Genomic DNA, 17,591 nt, shown 5'->3' with positions numbered 1-17,591 from the left:
GCAGGGGGGTTCAGCGGCCGTCGCCCGTGTCTGCGGGCTTCCAGCGGAACAGCTTCGTCTCGGCGAAGGTCAGCAGCCCCTCGGTGAGCAGCGCCACGACGGCGAGGATGGTCATGGCGGCGTACACGCCGGCCGCGTTGAAGGTGCCCTGGGCGGCGGCGACGAGCAGGCCGAGGCCCTTGGTGGCGCCGATGTACTCGCCGACGATGGCCCCGATCAGGGCGAAGCCGAAGCTGACGTGCAGGCTGGTGAAGATCCAGGTGGTGGCGGCGGGGATGACCACCTGGAGGGTGACCTTGCGGCCGTCGGCGCCGAGGATGCGGGCGTTGGAGACGAGGTTGCGGTCCACCTCGCGGGCGCCCTGGAAGGCGTTGAAGAACACCGGGAAGAACACCAGGACGACGGCGGAGGCGACCTTGGAGGCCGGGCCGAGGCCGAACCAGATCAGGAAGATCGGGGCGAGCACGATCCGCGGGATGGCGTTGAGCACCTTGATGTAGGGCCCGAACACGTCGGCCAGGAAGCGGACCCGGCCGAGCGCGATGCCGAGCAGCACACCGCAGATGACGCCGATCACCCAGCCGGTGAGGGCCTCGTAGAGGGTGTAGCCGATCTGTTCGCCGAGCGAGCCCTGCGCGGTGCCGTGGGTGATCCACTGCCAGATCTGGTCCCAGATCCTCGACGGCTGCGAGAAGTTGAACGGGTCGATGACGTCGGTGCGGGCGCAGACCTCCCACAGTCCGAGGAAGGCGACCAGGACGGCGACCCGGGCCCCGTAGACGGTCAGCCTCCGGTTGCGGGCGGCTCGTTCGCGGGCCTCGGTACGGCTGGCGGGGGCGGCCGCCGGGGGCTTGTCGGTGACGGCCGACGCGGTCTCAAGCGGCACGACCCGCTCCTCTCTCCCGGGTGATGCGTACCTCTTCGCCGAGCGAGGCCCAGATCTCGCGGTACAGCTCGACGAACCTCGGTTCCAGCCGTACGGCTTCCACGGTGCGCGGTCGTGGCAGGTCGACGGTGAAGATCTCCTTGACGGTGGCCGGTCCGGCCGTCATGACGACGACCCGGTCGGCGAGGGCGATGGCCTCGTCCAGGTCGTGGGTGACGAAGACGACCGACGCGGCGTTCCCGGAGGCCCTGGTCCCGGCCCACAGCTCCAGCAGCTGGTCGGACATCAGGGCGCGGGTCTGCACGTCCAGCGCCGAGAACGGCTCGTCCATCAGCAGGATGTCCGGGTCGTTGACGAAGGTCTGGGCGAGCGCGACGCGCTTGCGCATGCCGCCGGACAGCTGGTGCGGGTAGCGGTCCTCGAAGGCGGCGAGGCCGACGCGGCCCAGCCAGTCCCGGGCCCGTTCCCTGGCCTCGGCGGTGGGCACGCCGCGGAAGCGCGGCCCGGCCATCACGTTGGACAGGACGGTGCGCCAGGGGAAGACGGCGTCCTGCTGGAAGACGAAACCGACCTTGGGGTGGATCCCGCGGACGGGCTCGCCGTCCACCCGGACCTCGCCCTCGGTGGGCTCCTCCAGACCGCTGACCAGGGTCAGCGTGGTGGACTTGCCGCAGCCGGTGGGCCCGACGACGGCGACGAACTCGCCTTGGGCGACGGTCAGATCGAGATCACGGACGGCGGTGTGCAGGGCCCCGGACGGGGTGCGGAACCGTTTCGTCGCGCCAGTCAGCTCGATCGCCGGGGTTGTGCTCATTCGATCCTCCCGGGTCTGTGCTTGCCCCGGAAAGGTAGGAGCGGGCCGGGCCCGGGCGGGAGCCTTCTCGGCGTACTGCGGTTTCTCCGCATTGAGGGGTGTTCTGCTCCTTTTGCTTCCGCTACAACTGCGGGGACGCGGCTGACAGAAACACGCCGGAAACGTAGGGTGTCCCGACCCTGACGTACCCGCCCCCACAGCCGCCGAGAGGAGGCCCGGATGAAGCTGCCCCGCTGGCCCCGCCGGGTCTTCGCGCAACTGCTGCTGAGCCAGACCGTCGTCACCGTCGGTGTCACCACCGTGACCGCCGGCCTGTTCCTGGCCCCGGTCAGCAGCGAACTGGACCACGACGCGATGCAGCGGGCGCTGTCGATCGCCCAGGCCACCGCCGCCGACGAGGCGATCGCCCGAGCGGCCGACGCCCGGGACTCGGCGACCGCGCAGCGCAACGCCGAGCAGATCCGGCTGGCCACCGGCGCGAGCTTCGTGGTGGTCACCGACCTCGACGGGATCCGGCTCTCGCACACCGACCCGGAGCGGATCGGCCACCGGGTCAGCACCGATCCGGAGCCGGCGCTCAGCGGGCTGAGCGTCACCGCGATGCAGCAGGGCACGCTGGGCCGCACCGCGCGCGGCAAGGTGCCGCTGCGGGTCGCGGACGGCCGGATCGTCGGCGAGGTGTCGGTCGGCATCAGCGACGACTCGATCCGCCGCCGGCTGCTGAAGATGCTCACCGGGATCCTGCTGTGCGCGGGCGCGGGCCTGGCCGCGGGGACGGTCGCCACGCTGGCGCTGGCCCGGCGGCTGAAGCGCCGCACCCACAACATCGCGCTGGCCGACATCTCGGCGCTGCTGGTGGAGCGGGAGGCGATGCTGCACGGCATCCGCGAGGGCATGGTGGCGCTGGACGAGCACGGCCGGATCCGGCTGGCCAACGACGAGGCGGTGCGGCTGCTCGGCCTGCCGGAGGACTGCACCGGGCGGCCGATCCACGCGGTGCTGCCGCCTGGCCGGCTGGCGGACGTGCTGACCGGGCGGATCACCGGCGCCGACCTGCCGGCGGTCCGGGACGACCGGGTGCTGGTGGTCAACCGGATGAGCACGGCCGAGGGCGGCGCGGTCGTGACACTCCGCGACCGGACCGAACTGGAGTCGCTGGTCCGCGAGTTGGACACCACCCGCAGCCTGACCGAGGCCCTGCGCGCCCAGGACCACGAGCACGCCAACCGGATGCACACCCTGCTGGGCCTGCTGGAGCTGGGCCGCCACGAGCAGGCGGTGGCGTTCATCTCGGAACAGTCCGGTTCGCACGCGGTGGTCGCGGCGCGGATCGCCGAGCAGGTGCAGGATCCGCACGTCGCGGCGCTGCTGGCGGGCAAGACGGCGGTGGCGGGCGAACGCGGGGTGCGGCTGGCGCTGGCCCCGGCGGCGCACCTGCCGGACGCGGTGGTGGACGCGCGGGCGCTGGTGACGGTGCTCGGCAATCTGATCGACAACGCGGTGGACGCGCTCGCGGCGGGTGGGGGCGGCCAGCTGGAGGTGACGCTGGCGGCGGCCGGCTCCACGCTGCTGCTGCAGGTCGCGGACAGCGGCCCGGGCGTGCCGGAGGAGCTGCGCGAGCAGGTCTTCGAGGAGGGGTGGACCAGCAAGGACGCGCCCGCGCACCGTCCGCGCGGGCTGGGGCTGGCGATGGTGCGGCGGCTGGTCGAACGGACCGGCGGCCGGATCGTGCTCGACGCGGGACCGCTCGGCGGCGCCCGGTTCACGGTCGAGCTGCCCGAGGCCCTGCTCACCCCTCAGCTCGTGGAGGCCTGATGATCGACGTACTCGTGGTGGACGACGACTTCCGGGTCGCGGACGTGCACGCCGCGTACGTGGCCAAGGTGCCGGGCTTCCGGGTGACCGGCACCGCGCACTCGGCCGGGGAGGCGCTGGCCGCGCTGGAGCGCCGCCCGGTGGACCTGCTGCTGCTCGACCACCACCTGCCGGACGAGACCGGCCTGGCGCTGGTGCGCCGGCTGCGGGAGCGGCAGGTGGCCTGCGACGTGATGATGGTGACGGCCGCCCGGGACGTGTCGACGGTGCACGCCGCGATGCAGCACGGCGCGCTGCAGTACCTGGTCAAGCCGTTCACCTTCGCCGGCCTGCGGGACAAGCTGGTCGCGTACGCGCAGCTGCGGCACGCGCTGGCCGGCCCGGCGGCCCGGGAGGCCGGCCAGGACGAGGTGGACCGGCTGTTCGCCACCCTGCGCAGCGCCGCCGCCCCGGCCGGCCCGCTGCCGAAGGGGCACTCGGCGCCCACCACCGACCTGGTGCTGGGGGTGCTGCGCCAGGCGGGCCGCCCGCTGTCCGCACAGGAGGTCGCGGACGCCACCGGGCTCAGCCGCTCGACGGCGCAGCGCTACCTCAAGCAGTTGGAGCGGGACAGCCGGCTGCGGCTGACCCTGCGCTACGGCGACACCGGCCGCCCCGAGCACCGCTACGGCCTGGCGGTCCGGGCCTGACACCGCGCCCGGACGTGGGGGAACCCCGGCGGCCCCAGGCCCGCCGGGGTTCCCCGGGGCGCGGCGCTCAGGCCGCGCCCGCACCGGTGAGGGCGCGCACCTCCAGCTCGGCGAAGCGGTCCGCGTCGGCCGGCTCGGGCGAGGTGATCGTCCCGATCCAGCCGGCCAGGAAGCCGAGCGGGATGGAGATGATGCCGGGGTTCTCCAGCGGGAACCAGTGGAAGTCGACGCCGGGGAAGAGCGCCACCTTGGTGCCGGAGACCACCGGGGAGAAGACGACCAGCACGATCGCCGGGACCAGCCCGCCGTACACCGACCAGACCGCGCCGCGGGTGGTGAACCGCGACCAGAACAGGCTGTACAGCAGGACGGGCAGGTTGCTGGAGGCGGCCACCGCGAAGGCCAGGCCGACCAGGAAGGCGACGTTCAGCTGCTGGGCGTAGAGGCTGATCGCGATCGCGGCCGCGCCGATCCCGACGGCCGCGAACCGTGCCACCCAGACCTCCTGGCGCTCGCTGGCCTCGCCGGTCGGCTCGGCCTCCGCCGCGTCCCCCGTCTCCCCCGCCTCCCCCGGCCGGGAGGCCGGGACGGCGGCGCGCCGCCGGAAGGGGCGCCGGCGCGGCCGGCCGCGCCAGGCACCGGCCCAGATGTCGTGGGCGAAGGCCGCCGAGGAGGCCAGGGTGAGCCCGGCGACCACGGCGAGGATGGTGGCGAAGGCGATCGCCGAGATCAGCGCGAACAGCACCACCCCGCCGGTGCTGCCGTTGCCGCCGCCGAGCACCAGGGCGAGCAGCGGGACGGCGGTGTTCCCGGCCGAGTTGGCGTGCCGGACCTCCGCCGAGCCGACCAGCGCGGTCGCGCCCAGGCCGAGCGCGATGGCCATCAGATAGAAGCCGCCGACCAGGCCGATCGCCCACATCGTGGAGCGGCGGGCGGCCCGCGCGGTGGGCACGGTGTAGAAGCGGGACAGGATGTGCGGCAGTCCGGCGGTGCCGAGCACCAGGGCGAGGCCCAGGCTGAAGAAGTCGAGCCGGCTGGTGAAGGTGGCGCCGTACTTGAGGCCGGGTTCGAGGTAGCGCCGCCCGGCGCCGCTGTGCTGGGCGGCCTGGCGCATCAGCTCGCCGACGTCGCCGTGGAAACGGACCATCAGCAGCACGGTGAGCAGCACCGAGCCGGCGATCAGCAGGAAGGCCTTGACGATCTGGATCCAGGTGGTGGCCCGCATCCCGCCGATCGTGACGTAGACGATCATCAGTCCGCCGACGGCGACGATGGTCCAGGTCCGGGCCTGGGCGCTGTTGGTGCCGAGCAGCAGGGCGACCAGCGAGCCCGCGCCGACCATCTGGGCGACCAGGTAGAGCAGGGTGACGACGACGCTGGCGCCACCGGCCGCGGCCCGGACCTTGCGGCGGCGCAGCCGCAGGGCGAGCACGTCGGCGAGGGTGTACCGGCCGGCGTTGCGGACCAGTTCGGCGACCAGCATCAGCACCACCAGCCAGGCGACCAGGAAGCCGATGCTGTAGAGCACCCCGTCGTAGCCGTACAGCGCGATCAGCCCGGCGACGCCGAGGAAGGAGGCGGCGGAGAGGTAGTCGCCGGAGAGCGCGAAGCCGTTCTGCAGCGGGGTGAAGTCGCGGCCGCCGGCGTAGAAGTCCTCGGTGGCGCTGCCCCGGCGGCCGACCCAGAGGGTGATCGCCAGGGTGACCAGGACGACGACGGCGAACAGCGCGATCGCGAGGTCGTGGTGGTCGCCGGTGGGGGCGACGGGGGGCGGGGTGGCGGTCGTCATCGTGGTCGTCACCACGGTCGTGATCGTGGTCGTCATCGCAGCTGGTCCTGGGTGTCCCAGCGCAGGCCCAGGGCGGCGCGGTCGCGCTTGGTCCGGGCGTTGCGGGCGTAGAGCCAGGTGAGCAGGAAGGTGGAGGCGAACTGCAGCAGGCCGAGCAGCCAGGCCACGTTGAGCGGGCCGGCCACCTGGCTGCGCATCAGGCCGGGGGCGGCGGCCTGCGCGGCGACGTACATCAGGAACCAGCCGAGGAAGGCTCCGCTGACCGGGAAGACGAACGACCGGTAGCTGCGGCGGATGTCCTGGAAGGCGTCGCTGCGCTGGACGGCCCGGTACACCTCGGTGCTGTCGGTGGCGGGCACCAGGGCCCGGGGGGCGGCCGCCGGTTCGACGGCGGGCTGGGCGGCGGGGGCGGCGGCGGGCCGGACGGGCACCCGCTCGGCCGGTACCGGCTGGACCGCGCGGGCGGGGGCCGACTGGGCCGGTACCGCCGGTTGGCCTGGCACGTCCGGCCGGTCGGCGGCGGTGGCGGCCGGAGCGGCCCACCAGTCAAATCGCTGCCCCTGTCCGGGACTGCTCGTCTGCTGCTGTGGCACAACTGCTCCTGGACCGGCGGGCACTCTGACCCCAACCATGATGGCGGCCGCCGGACAGCCCCTCTGACCATTGCCGATACCTTCACTCGATGAGGTGATCGATCATCCGACAGACACTCATCCGACTACTGCTGCGTACCGGTGATGCCGTGTCGAAAGGCGTACGAGACCGCCTGCGCCCGGTCCCGTACCGCGGTCTTGGCGAACAGGTTGTTGATGTGCGTCTTCACGGTGGCCTGGCTGACGAACAGCCGCTGGGCGATCTCGGCGTTGGAGAGCCCCTCGGCGATCAGCGCCAGCACCTCCGCCTCCCGGGCGGTCAGCCCGTCCGGGAGCTCCCCCGGCCGCCCGGCCGGCTTCCCGGCCCCCGGAGCGGGTCCGGCCGCAGGCCCTGAAAGCCTTTCCAGCAAACGGAGTTGGATCTGCGGCGAGAGCCCGGCCGCCCCCGCGCGGACGTCCGCGATCGCCCGGGCGATCTCCTCGCCGCCGGCGTCCTTGGTGAGGTAGCCGCGCGCCCCGGCCTGCAGGGCGGGGAACAGCGAGTCGTCGTCGGCGTAGGTGGTGAGCACCACGACCTCGGTCTGCGGGTGCGCGGCCCGGATCCGCCGGGTCGCCTCGACGCCGTCGACGCGCGGCATCCGCAGATCCATCAGCACCACGTCCGGGTGATGCCGCTCCACCAGGGCGACGGCCTCCTCCCCGTCCGCCGCCGCGCCGACCACCTCGATGCCGGGCAGCAGCCCCAGCAGCATCACGATGCCCTCGCGCACCACCGTCTGGTCGTCCACCACCAGCACCCTGGTGACTTCCGCCTCGCTCATGCGCCCGCCCCGCTTCGCTCGGCAGCCGCTCCGCGAGATCCGCACCTGCTGATGATGAGCTCGCCGCGCTCGCTCATGCCGGCACCTGCAGCAGCACGCGCCACCCTCCGTCCTCGGGGCCCGCCAGCAGGGTGCCGCCGAGCAGTTCCGCGCGTTCGCGCATCCCCAGCAGACCGTACCCGCTGCCGCTGGCCGCCAGCTCACCGGAGGGTTCGCCGCGCGGAGGGCGGGAGTTGCGCACCTCCAGTTCCACCGCCTCCGCCAGGTAGCGCAGTTCGACGGTGCACCGGGCGCCGGGCGCGTGCTTGCGGACGTTGGTCACCGCCTCCTGCGCGGTGCGCCGCACCGCGAGGGCGGCCTCGGCCGGAAGCGGTCGGGGTGTGCCGGTGACGGTGAGCGAGGCCCGCTCCCGCCCGGTCAGCTCCACCAGGAACTCGCCGACCGGGGTGAGCTCGCCGCGCAGCGCGGACAGCGCCTGCCGGGTCTCGACCAGCCCGTCCTGGGCCATCCGCCGGGCGGCGACGACCCGCTCGCGGATCTGCCCGCGGTCGGTGCCGGCGTCCAGCATCAGCCGGGCCGCCTCCAGATGGACGAGCTGCGCGGAGAGGCTGTGCGCGAGCACGTCGTGGATCTCCCGGGCGATCCTGGCCCGTTCGGCGAGCGCCGCGCTCTCCGCCTCGGCGGCCCGGGCGGCGCGCTCCTGCATGAGCAGCTGGCGGGCGGTGCCGCGGGCCTCGACGTCCAGCCGCAGCAGGTAGCCGAGCAGGCCGAGCCCGCCGATGGTGGCGAAGATGCTCACCCAGCTCGCCCAGCTGGCGGCGGTGTACGAGCCCAGCGCGGCCGCCGCGGTGAGCAGACCGGGCGCGGGCGGCAGCCGGACCATCCCGACCACGGCCAGCCCGCACCAGACGAAGTCGGCCAGCAGGTAGGCCTGCCCCCAGTTGGCCAGCCAGGCGCTGCCGAGCAGGGCGGCGGCCAGGCCCAGCGAGAGCGCCAGACGCTGTTCCCGGGTGGCGCGGAAGTAGCCGGTGGCCAGGGCGGCGACCCCGAGCAGTCCGGCCGCCACGACCACCACCGCCCAGCCCGCGTACTTTCCGCCGGAGAACGTCCCCCAGCAGACGACGACCAGCAGGACGGTGCGGCCGAGCAGGGAGAGGACTCGCCGCGGCCATCTCCCGACCTCACGCGCCAGCCCCTCGCGGGACGGCCAGCGGGTCCAGTACCACTCGGCCACAGGAGCCTCCTCGACGTTCTCGGACAGCGGGCCCGGCAGGCCCCGGCAGGGCGGTCAGCGCGGTACGGCGGCCTGTTGCGGCAGGTCCAGGGCCCGTGCCCGCCAGTTCACCACGAACGAGCGGGTCAGCAGCAGGACCGCCAGTCCCAGCAGCAGCGCGCTGCCCGCCTGGTGGACGTGCAGTGCCGCGCCGATGCCGTACAGGGCGAGCCGGATGGCGAGCATGCCGACCCAGGCGGCCACCGTGGCCTTGGTGCCCTTGGCCCAGACCGAGCCGTCCCCGCCCCGCCACAGCCGCACGGTCCAGCCCCAGACGGAGCCCATCGCGACCACCGCCGCCAGGCCGCACCCGACCAGGGTGGCGGACAGCGCGGTGTGCTGGTGGTCGATGAGCTGCGGGTCGCGCAGCGCGAGCACGCCGAGGATCAGCGGCAGCAGCCAGAAGCGGCGCTCGGTGTCCAGGCGCTGGGCGCGCATCTGGCGCTGGACCACGAGGACCATCACCGCGATGATCACGACGATGTTGACGAGGGCGGTCATCGGACTTCTCCGTCCCGACAGGAGGCTTGTACTGACCTCTCCGACGCTACGGATCCGGCGCCCCCGGTTGATCGGCGCCGGGGTGGACCACAGGTGGAACCGGCAGCACGAGGGCCCTCCACCCGTGGGTGGAGGGCCCTCGTGCCGGAGGGGTCCGAAGGCCTCAGGCGTCGATGCGGGAGCGGTCCAGGGTGGCCGCCGAGTCCACGATGAACTCCTTGCGCGGGGCGACGTCGTTGCCCATCAGCAGGTCGAAGATCCGCTCGGCCTGCTCCAGGTCGCCCAGGTTGATCCGGCGCAGCGTGCGGTGGCGCGGGTCCATGGTGGTCTCGGCCAGCTGGTCGGCGTCCATCTCGCCCAGGCCCTTGTACCGCTGCACCGGCTCCTTCCAGCGCTGCCCCTTGCGCTGGAACTCCAGCAGGGTGGAGCGCAGTTCGGCGTCGGAGTAGGTGTAGTGGTACTTCTCCTGGCCGCGCTTGGGGCTGGTGAGCTCGATCCGGTGCAGCGGCGGCACAGCGGCGAAGACCCGGCCCTGCTCGACCATCGGCCGCATGTAGCGGTGGAACAGCGTCAGCAGCAGGGTGCGGATGTGCGAGCCGTCGACGTCGGCGTCGGCCATGAAGATGACCCGGCCGTAGCGGGCCTGGTCGATGTCGAAGGTGCGGCCCGAACCGGCCCCTATCACCTGGATGATCGCGGCGCACTCGGTGTTCTTGAGCATGTCGCTCACCGAGGCCTTCTGCACGTTGAGGATCTTGCCGCGGATCGGCAGCAGCGCCTGGAACTCGGAGTTGCGGGCGAGCTTGGCGGTGCCGAGCGCGGAGTCGCCCTCGACGATGAAGAGCTCGCTGCGGTCGACGTCGTCACTGCGGCAGTCGGCCAGCTTGGCCGGCAGCGAACTGGTCTCCAGCGCGGTCTTGCGGCGCTGGGCCTCCTTGTGCTGGCGGGCCGCGACCCGGGTGCGGGCGGCCGCGACGACCTTGTCCAGCACGGCCCGGGCCTGGAGCTTCTGGTCCTTCTTGGCCGAGGTGAGGAAGGCCTTGAGCTCCTTGGCGACGACGGCGGCGACGATCCGGTTGGCCGCCGAGGTGCCGAGCACCTCCTTGGTCTGGCCCTCGAACTGCGGCTCGGCGAGCCGGACGGTGACCACCGCGGTGAGGCCCTCGGTGGCGTCGTCCTTGGTGATGTCGTCCTCGGCGACGCGCAGCAGCTTGGCCGCGCGCAGCGCCTCGTTGACGGTCTTGGCCAGCGAACGCTCGAAGCCGGTCATGTGGGTGCCGCCCTTGGGGGTGGCGATGATGTTGACGAAGGAGCGCAGGGTGGTGTCGTAACCGGCGCCCCAGCGCAGCGCGATGTCCACGCCGAGCTGCCGGGTGACCTCGGTGGGGGTCATGTGGCCGAGCTCGTCCAGGACGGGCACGGTCTCCTTGAAGGTGCCCTCGCCGCGCAGCCGCAGCACGTCGCAGACCGGCTTGTCGGGCGCCAGGAACTCGCAGAACTCGGCGATGCCGCCGTCGAAGCGGAAGACCGACTCCTCGACCTGCTCGCTCTCGGTGAGCCGCTCGTCACGCACCACGATGGTCAGGCCGGGGACGAGGAAGGCGGTCTGCCGGGCGCGGCTGTGCAGGTGCTCCAGGGAGAGCCGGGCGTCCTTGAGGAAGATCTGCCGGTCGGCCCAGTAGCGGATCCTGGTGCCGGTGCGGGCCTTGGGCACCTTGCGGGCCTTGGTCAGGCCGTTGGCGGGCTCGAAGGGCGCGTCCGGGCTGGCCTCGGTGAAGATGCCGGGGGTGCCGCGGCGGAAGCTGATCGCGTGGGTGTGTCCGCTGCGGTCGACCTCGACGTCCAGCCGGGCGGAGAGGGCGTTGACCACCGAGGCGCCGACGCCGTGCAGGCCGCCGGAGGCCGCGTAGGAGCCGCCGCCGAACTTGCCGCCGGCGTGCAGCTTGGTCATCACGACCTCGACGCCGGACAGCCCGGTCTTGGGCTCCACGTCGACCGGGATGCCGCGCCCGTTGTCACGGACCTCGACCGAGGAGTCCGGGTGCAGCAGGACCTCGATGCGGTCGCAGTAACCGCCCAGCGCCTCGTCGACGGAGTTGTCGATGATCTCCCAGAGGCAGTGCATCAGGCCGCGACTGTCCGTCGAGCCGATGTACATGCCGGGGCGCTTGCGGACCGCCTCCAGGCCCTCCAGGACGAGCAGGTGCCGAGCGGTGTAGTTGGAACCGTCGTCGCCGGCCAGCAGTGCGGACGGCACGGTCGTTTCGGCACTCACGCGGCACTCTCCTCGGTGAAGTTCTGTCTCATCGGTCACATCCGGACGCATCCGGACCATCCGCCAGTGCAGCACGCCGCACCGACAGCCGTCGCCCGGTGTGCTCGCACCCCTCCGCTGGGTGCACAGCACGGCGGGCCGCTCCCGCGCAGCTTGTACGCGCTGCGCGAACAAGGACCGCTCCGGTGTCCGGACCCCGGGGCGCCATCTCCTCCCGGTACCACCGGTCCTGGCGGATCGTGGGGCCTGGCACAGGCTCCGGAACTGCCGTTATGCAGGCTACCGGGGCCCGGGGCGGGGCTTATGCTCCAACCCGGCAGAGGATTATGCTACGCGGACCTCGAACCCGGTCCCGATCGGGCGTTCGAGGGACGGGCGGATCCTGGGATTCGGTACGCATGAACCACCGGCCCCCGGGGCACGTCCTCATCAACACAGCAGAATCCTCAGAGAAGAAAAGCCACGAGCGGGAACGTTTTCGGCCTGGTTGGATGTTGACCCTGGTACGACAGCTCGTCGAGCTAGAGAAGAGGCGACGTGACTACTGTTCTGACACCTGCGAGCCCGCTCACCGCGGCTGACCGCTGCGACCGCTGCGGCGCCCAGGCCTACCTGCGCGTCGTACTCGCCAGCGGCGGAGAGCTGCTCTTCTGTGCCCACCACGGCCGGAAGTTCGAGCCCGAGCTCAAGAAGATCGCCGTGGAGATACAGGACGAGAGCGGCCGTCTCAGCGGCACCACCAACGCCCCGGCCGCCGAAGAAGAGCGCTGATCCAAGGCGCCACACCAGCAGTCGGCGTCGAGCTGTGTGTCCGGTCGCGCACTCCGTGCGACCGGCGAGCCGGGCGACAGGTCCCCTCGGGGGCCGGTCGCCCGGCTCTGCTGTTCCCGGAGACCGGCACGCTCCGCAGCGATGTTGCCTCAGAACGTGACCAGTTGGTCACCGGCAGCGGCCCTGGCGGCCCTCACAGCACCGAACGCACCGCGTCCGCGACGGACGCCACCCTGGTGTAGACGCCCGGGTGGGCCGCCTCGGCGCAACCCGTCCCCCAGGAGACCAGGCCGACCAGTCGGCCGCCGACGACCAGCGGGCCGCCGCTGTCGCCCTGGCAGGCGTCCTTGCCGCCCTTCTCCTCGCCCGCGCACACCATGCCCCGGGCGTCGAACTTGCCGTCCTGCCCGCCCGGGTAGGCCTGCGCACAGGTCTGGTCCGCGATGATCGGCACATCCACCCCGCGCAGCGTGGGCGAGTAGTCACCGCGCCCGGTGGTGTCGCCCCAGCCGTAGACCCGCGCGGCGGTCCCGGCCGCGTACGGCTCGGTCTCGCCCTGGCCGACCAGGTCGATCACCGGCCGGGAGTCCTGGGGGTCGGCGAGGGTGAGCACGGCGACGTCGTTCAGGTTGGCGGTGAAGGAGTAGTCGGGGTGGATCCAGACCGACCGGACGGGCACCTCGCGGCCGGCCGAGCTGCGCATGTCGTCCCGGCCGATGACGGCCTTGAGGCCCGGCCGGTCCACCTTGGCACCCCTGGACTCGTCGTAGAAGCAGTGCGCGGCCGTCACCACCTTGGTCGGCGTGACCAGCGCGCCCCCGCAGAACTGGCCGGAGCGGCCGCTGCCGAACTGCTGGCGGCTGGACAGCGCCACCACCCACGGGTGGTCGACGGTGGTCTCGGCGGTGCCGCCGACCACCCGGCGCTGCGCCCCGGCCGGACCGGCCGCACCGAGCGCGACCAGCGGGACGGGGACGGCGGCCAGCAGCGCCAGCACGGCGGCCCGTCGGCGGCGGCCCGCACGGGCGGCCGCCGGGCTCGCCGGGGGCGGGGCGGGGGTCGGCAGGGCAGCTCGGTCCGGGTTGGGCAGCACCGTGACTCCAGTCGGCTCGGCAGCAGGCAACCGCCACAGCGTAGGTGATCGACTACGCGGTGCGACCGCTTCCCGCCGCACGCCACCCGGACGAGGGACAACGGCCACCCGGACGCTGACCCGCCCGGGCCCGGACAGCGGCGAAGGCCCGGAGCCGTGGGGCTCCGGACCTTCGTCACACGCTCGCGGCCGTACCGGCCGGATCAGTCCAGGTAGTCGCGCAGCACCTGGGAACGCGACGGGTGGCGCAGCTTCGACATGGTCTTCGACTCGATCTGGCGGATGCGCTCACGGGTGACCCCGTACACCTTGCCGATCTCGTCGAGCGTCTTCGGCTGACCGTCCGTCAGGCCGAAGCGCATCGAGACCACGCCGGCCTCGCGCTCGGAGAGGGTGTCCAGCACCGAGTGCAGCTGCTCCTGGAGCAGGGTGAAGGAGACCGCGTCGGCCGGGACGACCGCCTCGGAGTCCTCGATCAGGTCACCGAACTCGCTGTCGCCGTCCTCGCCGAGCGGGGTGTGCAGCGAGATCGGCTCACGGCCGTACTTCTGGACCTCGATGACCTTCTCGGGGGTCATGTCGAGTTCCTTGGCCAGCTCCTCCGGGGTGGGCTCGCGGCCCAGGTCCTGGAGCATCTGGCGCTGGACGCGGGCCAGCTTGTTGATGACCTCGACCATGTGCACCGGGATGCGGATGGTGCGGGCCTGGTCGGCCATGGCGCGGGTGATCGCCTGGCGGATCCACCAGGTGGCGTAGGTGGAGAACTTGTAGCCCTTGGTGTAGTCGAACTTCTCGACCGCACGGATCAGACCGAGGTTGCCCTCCTGGATCAGGTCCAGGAAGAGCATGCCGCGGCCGGTGTAGCGCTTGGCCAGCGAGACCACCAGGCGGAGGTTGGCCTCCAGCAGGTGGTTCTTGGCGCGGCGGCCGTCCTCGGCGATGATCTCCAGCTCGCGCTTGAGCTTGGGGGCGAGCTTGTCGGCGGCCGAGAGCTTGTCCTCGGCGAACAGGCCGGCCTCGATGCGCTTGGCGAGCTCGACCTCCTGCTCGGCGTTGAGCAGCGGGACCTTGCCGATCTGCTTCAGGTAGTCCTTGACCGGGTCGGCGGTGGCGCCGGCGACGGCGACCTGCTGGGCCGGCGCGTCGTCCTCGTCGTCGTCGGAGAGCACGAAGCCCTGCGACTCCTCCTCGGGCTCCGCCTCCTCGCCCGCCTTGTCGCCGGGCAGCGCGACGTCCTCGAGCAGCTCCTCCTCGCCGACGAGCTCCTCGTCGCCCTTGCCCGCCTTGGCGGCGGTCTTCTTGGCGGCGGTCTTCTTGGCCGGCGCGGCGGTCTTCTTGGCCGCGGCCTTCTTGGCCGGGGCGGCCTTCTTCGCCACGGCCGCCTTCAGCTCGGCGGCGACCCCGGTCGTCTCCGAGGTGATCTCGGCGGACACCGTGGGGGCGGACGCCGTGGCGGCCGCCACGGCCGGGGCCGCGACGGGCGCACCGGGCGCGATCCGCACGGGCGGCTTGGTCGGGGCCGTGGGGGCGGCCGGGCTCCGGGTGGTGACAGCCTTGGTGGCGGTGCGCTTGGTGGGGCTCTTGGCAGCAACGCTCTTGCGCTTGGCGCCGGCCGGTTCGGCCGCGCTGACCATGAGATCCACCCCCTCCTCAATCAACACCTGGTTGAGGCTGCGCATGACGTTCTTCCACTTGGTGACCGGGATCTGGTCCGCCTCGAACGCCTGGCGCACGTCGTCACCGGCGATCTGCCCCTGGGCCTTGCCCCGCTCGATGAGCGCCAGCAGAGCTGCGGACTCGGCGATCTCGGGGGGAAGCGAACGGGATGTGCTGGCCGACACGAACAACCTCTCGGACGATGAGTGGACTCGAACCCGTACCGGCCGCCCGAGCGGGCGGGGAAGGAAATCGCGCGTCGGGCGCGCGGTGTCGATTCCGACCGACTCGGGCTTGAGGACTGGGTTTGCAGGACGGCAGCAGCGCCGCGGACCAACACAGCATTGTGACATGTTGAAGTATTCCGGAGCTGCTCCCGCTCAGGAGACATCGCTGCTACTCGTCAAGTGTTACGCATGGCCTTCGTGTCGCGGGTCACACCACTCGGCGCCCGCGGCCACGGGGCCGGAATCCATCATCGCGCACTCGCGCCGAAACCTGTTGTCATGGACGGGGCATCACATGTCCGGGTCGGACCGCCGACGTGCAGAAGCCCTCCGGCTGCGCCGCACGGGTGCGGCCGGAGGGCCCTGGAGGAACGGAGGACGGACGGGCGCCCGCTCACCGGAACGGCCCGCTCAGTGCTCCCGAGGGGCGGGGACGGACGGCTCGATCTCGGGGTGGACCGTGAGCAGCGCCCGCATCGCGGCCTCCCCCGCGGTGCCGTCGCCGGTGCCCAGCGCGTCCACCAGCCGGGCGTGCAGGCTGACCGAGGACTCGGAGGCGCGCTCGCAGGAGATCGCCGGGCCGCCCGACACCTGCAGTGCGCCAGCGACGATCCCGGACAGGTGCTCCAGCATCCGGTTGCCGGCCATCTGGAGGATCAGGCCGTGCAGCTCGGCGTCGGCCCGGGCGTAGGTGGAGAGGTCGGCCTGGGCGGCGGCGTGGCCCATGATCTCGACCAGCTCGACCAGCCGCTGCTGGACGTCCTCCCGGCCGTGGCCGGCGGCGAGCCGGGCGGCCAGCGGCTCGATCGCCCAGCGGAGCTCGAACAGCTCCCGGCGCTGCTCGTCCCGCTGCGGGCCGAAGGCGCGCCACTCGATGATGTCCGGGTCCAGCAGGTTCCAGTCGGCGACCGGGCGGACCCGGGTGCCGACGTTCGGCCGGGCGCTGACCAGGCCCTTGGCCTCCAGGACGCGCAGCGACTCGCGGACGACTGTGCGGGACACCTCGAACCGCTGGCCGATCTCCTCGGGCACGAGCGGGCGGTCGGCGCCCAGGTCGCCGGAGACGATCATCTGGCCGAGCTGCTGGACCAGCTGGCCGTGCAGACCGCGGCCGCGGCTGCTGGTGGTCTTGCGGCCGACCCGGGCGAGATCGGACTCGGCGCCCTCCCAGCGGGGCGCCGGCGGAGTCGGCCGGTCGGCGTACGAGAAGCGGTCCAGATCGCCGGGGCCGTGGATGGGTCCGTCGGCGGAACGGGCGGGGGTCATGGTGGGGTGCGCAAGGGTACTCACAGCTCCTTTGTCGGCGATCGGCAGGCGCAGCTTGAGAATTCTCGTGAAAAGCACACGAAAGGGTGATCGACCGCGACTGGATAATTGACTTCTTATCAGGAAGAACCGCGCATTACGGTCACTGCTGGTCGATCTTGATTCTTCGGTGCGGCCACCCCCTCCGCGCCCGGCGTCAGAGCGCGCGCCGCCGGACCTGCACCAGGAGCGCCGCGAGCAGCAGGACGGCCGCGGGCGCCGCCACCGCTGCGAGCAGAGCCGGATCCGCCAGCGCCGCACTCCCGGCCGCCGCCTCGTGCCCCCCGCGGTAAACCCAGCCGTAGGCCCATTCGACGCCGGACTGGAACGGCAGCAGCTCGGCCGCACGGGTCGGCCACGGCCTGCCGGTCTCCCGCAGCAGCAGTGCCACACCGGACTCCAGCAGCGGCGGCAGCGCGCACAACAGCAGCACCCCGACCGCGGCGCTGCGGGTCAGGGACGCCGTCAGCACCCCGGTCCAGCCCGCCACGACGGTCAGCAGGACGAAGGCCAGCAGGGCCGCCGGCGCCCCGTGGCCGGCGGCCAGCGCCACAGGGGCGAACACGCCCGGCAGGGCGGTCAGGCCCGGCAGGTCGGCCAGGCCGGACAGCCCGGTGGCGGCCAGCGCCCGCGACACCTGGTCCGACAAGGCCGAGGGCTCCGCCCAGGCGGCCACCGTCACCCCGCCCGGCAGCGCCAACTGCACCGCCACCGCGTCGAGGAGCAGGGTCGCCAGCGCCAACAGCCCCGCGACGGGACCGACCACCAGCAGCTTGGCCAGCAGCAGCCGCACCCGCCGCGGGTACGACACCTGGGAGGCCGGCAGCCCCTGGTGTCGCACCTCGTGCCCGTACGAGAGCGCGCCCAGCACGCCGGCCCCCAACGCGGCGAACGGCAGCGGGATCAGCGGCACGGCGGCGGTCAGCAGCCGCACCCCGGCCGGGACGGCCAGCCGGCCGGCCGGGGCCTGGCTCGCCAGGACGGCGGCCGTGACGGCATCGCACAGCAGCACGGCGGCGAGCAGCAGCCAGGTGGAACGCAGGCCGCGCAGGCGGCGCAGCTCGTAGGCCAGGTCACGCACGG

General features: G+C 72.7%; 15 protein-coding genes. 3 read left to right on the top strand and 12 right to left on the bottom strand.

Translation table 11 applies throughout. The annotated features are described in order from the left end of the window. Positions 1-10 precede the first annotated feature (10 nt). Positions 11-886: an ABC transporter permease gene (locus ACFVTF_RS28080; protein ID WP_371519052.1), complete on the bottom strand. Its 876-nt coding sequence runs from the start codon at positions 884-886 to the stop codon at positions 11-13. Next, on the bottom strand, positions 876-1,700 hold the full coding sequence (locus ACFVTF_RS28075; RefSeq protein ID WP_387817198.1) for an ABC transporter ATP-binding protein: 825 nt from the start codon (positions 1,698-1,700) through the stop codon (positions 876-878). Before ACFVTF_RS28075 ends, ACFVTF_RS28080 begins: the two co-directional genes overlap by 11 nt. Positions 1,701-1,919: 219 nt before the next feature. Between ACFVTF_RS28075 and ACFVTF_RS28070 the strand changes: the two genes are divergently transcribed. Both ACFVTF_RS28070 and ACFVTF_RS28065 read left to right on the top strand, forming a co-directional pair. Beyond that, positions 1,920-3,515 carry an ATP-binding protein gene (locus ACFVTF_RS28070; protein WP_387817197.1) on the top strand — a complete coding sequence of 532 codons (1,596 nt, stop codon included), beginning with the start codon at positions 1,920-1,922 and terminating at the stop codon, positions 3,513-3,515. Next, entirely contained in the window at positions 3,515-4,204 is a 690-nt protein-coding gene (locus tag ACFVTF_RS28065) for a response regulator (protein ID WP_063349364.1), read from the top strand. Before ACFVTF_RS28070 ends, ACFVTF_RS28065 begins: the two co-directional genes overlap by 1 nt. A 67-nt stretch (positions 4,205-4,271) precedes the next feature. Here the strand turns inward: ACFVTF_RS28065 and ACFVTF_RS28060 are convergent, their stop codons facing one another. From ACFVTF_RS28060 to ACFVTF_RS28035, 6 genes are all read right to left on the bottom strand, one after another. Beyond that, positions 4,272-5,993 carry a cation acetate symporter gene (locus tag ACFVTF_RS28060; RefSeq protein ID WP_387817209.1) on the bottom strand — a complete coding sequence of 574 codons (1,722 nt, stop codon included), beginning with the start codon at positions 5,991-5,993 and terminating at the stop codon, positions 4,272-4,274. 32 nt (positions 5,994-6,025) lie between these two features. Next, positions 6,026-6,586, bottom strand: a complete 561-nt coding sequence (locus tag ACFVTF_RS28055) for a DUF485 domain-containing protein (RefSeq protein WP_387817195.1) — start codon at positions 6,584-6,586, stop codon at positions 6,026-6,028. A 125-nt stretch (positions 6,587-6,711) separates the two neighbouring features. Next, positions 6,712-7,407, bottom strand: coding sequence for a response regulator (locus ACFVTF_RS28050; protein WP_387817194.1), 696 nt, complete (start codon positions 7,405-7,407; stop codon positions 6,712-6,714). A gap of 73 nt (positions 7,408-7,480) precedes the next feature. Next, the gene (locus tag ACFVTF_RS28045; RefSeq protein ID WP_387817193.1) at positions 7,481-8,641 is read right to left on the bottom strand and encodes a sensor histidine kinase; all 1,161 of its coding nucleotides are present in this window, start codon (positions 8,639-8,641) and stop codon (positions 7,481-7,483) included. Positions 8,642-8,695: 54 nt separating this feature from the next. Then, positions 8,696-9,181: a CcdC protein domain-containing protein gene (locus ACFVTF_RS28040; RefSeq protein ID WP_387817192.1), complete on the bottom strand. Its 486-nt coding sequence runs from the start codon at positions 9,179-9,181 to the stop codon at positions 8,696-8,698. Positions 9,182-9,344: 163 nt separating this feature from the next. Then, on the bottom strand, positions 9,345-11,456 hold the full coding sequence (locus ACFVTF_RS28035) for a type IIA DNA topoisomerase subunit B (protein WP_371519038.1): 2,112 nt from the start codon (positions 11,454-11,456) through the stop codon (positions 9,345-9,347). 537 nt (positions 11,457-11,993) lie between these two features. Between ACFVTF_RS28035 and ACFVTF_RS28030 the strand changes: the two genes are divergently transcribed. After that, positions 11,994-12,227 (top strand): hypothetical protein, encoded by a 234-nt coding sequence (locus ACFVTF_RS28030; RefSeq protein WP_363374291.1) that lies wholly within the window; start codon positions 11,994-11,996, stop codon positions 12,225-12,227. Positions 12,228-12,420: 193 nt separating this feature from the next. On the opposite strand, the gene ACFVTF_RS28025 is transcribed toward ACFVTF_RS28030, so the two are convergent. From ACFVTF_RS28025 to ACFVTF_RS28010, 4 genes are all read right to left on the bottom strand, one after another. After that, entirely contained in the window at positions 12,421-13,224 is an 804-nt protein-coding gene (locus ACFVTF_RS28025; protein ID WP_371522843.1) for a trypsin-like serine protease, read from the bottom strand. Between the two features lie 299 nt (positions 13,225-13,523). Further along, positions 13,524-15,161: an RNA polymerase sigma factor gene (locus ACFVTF_RS28020; protein WP_387817191.1), complete on the bottom strand. Its 1,638-nt coding sequence runs from the start codon at positions 15,159-15,161 to the stop codon at positions 13,524-13,526. 453 nt (positions 15,162-15,614) lie between these two features. After that, positions 15,615-16,547, bottom strand: coding sequence for a FadR/GntR family transcriptional regulator (locus ACFVTF_RS28015; protein WP_063349357.1), 933 nt, complete (start codon positions 16,545-16,547; stop codon positions 15,615-15,617). A gap of 118 nt (positions 16,548-16,665) precedes the next feature. Continuing rightward, a complete protein-coding gene (locus ACFVTF_RS28010; protein ID WP_387817190.1) occupies positions 16,666-17,589 on the bottom strand; it encodes a hypothetical protein in 924 nt (307 codons plus the stop codon). Positions 17,590-17,591 lie beyond the last annotated feature (2 nt).

It is taken from the genome of Kitasatospora sp. NPDC057940, assembly GCF_042887425.1.
Lineage (GTDB): Bacteria > Actinomycetota > Actinomycetes > Streptomycetales > Streptomycetaceae > Kitasatospora.
This window is presented reverse-complemented; position numbering and strand designations above follow the sequence as displayed.

Bases quoted from the DNA above. Each gene is read 5' to 3' on its own strand.
- ACFVTF_RS28060 (WP_387817209.1), bottom strand. From the start codon at position 5,993: ATGACGACCGCCACCCCGCCCCCCGTCGCCCCCACCGGCGACCACCAC.
- ACFVTF_RS28075 (WP_387817198.1), bottom strand. From the start codon at position 1,700: ATGAGCACAACCCCGGCGATCGAGCTGACTGGCGCGACGAAACGGTTC.
- ACFVTF_RS28070 (WP_387817197.1), top strand. From the start codon at position 1,920: ATGAAGCTGCCCCGCTGGCCCCGCCGGGTCTTCGCGCAACTGCTGCTG.
- ACFVTF_RS28065 (WP_063349364.1), top strand. From the start codon at position 3,515: ATGATCGACGTACTCGTGGTGGACGACGACTTCCGGGTCGCGGACGTG.
- ACFVTF_RS28050 (WP_387817194.1), bottom strand. From the start codon at position 7,407: ATGAGCGAGGCGGAAGTCACCAGGGTGCTGGTGGTGGACGACCAGACG.
- ACFVTF_RS28040 (WP_387817192.1), bottom strand. From the start codon at position 9,181: ATGACCGCCCTCGTCAACATCGTCGTGATCATCGCGGTGATGGTCCTC.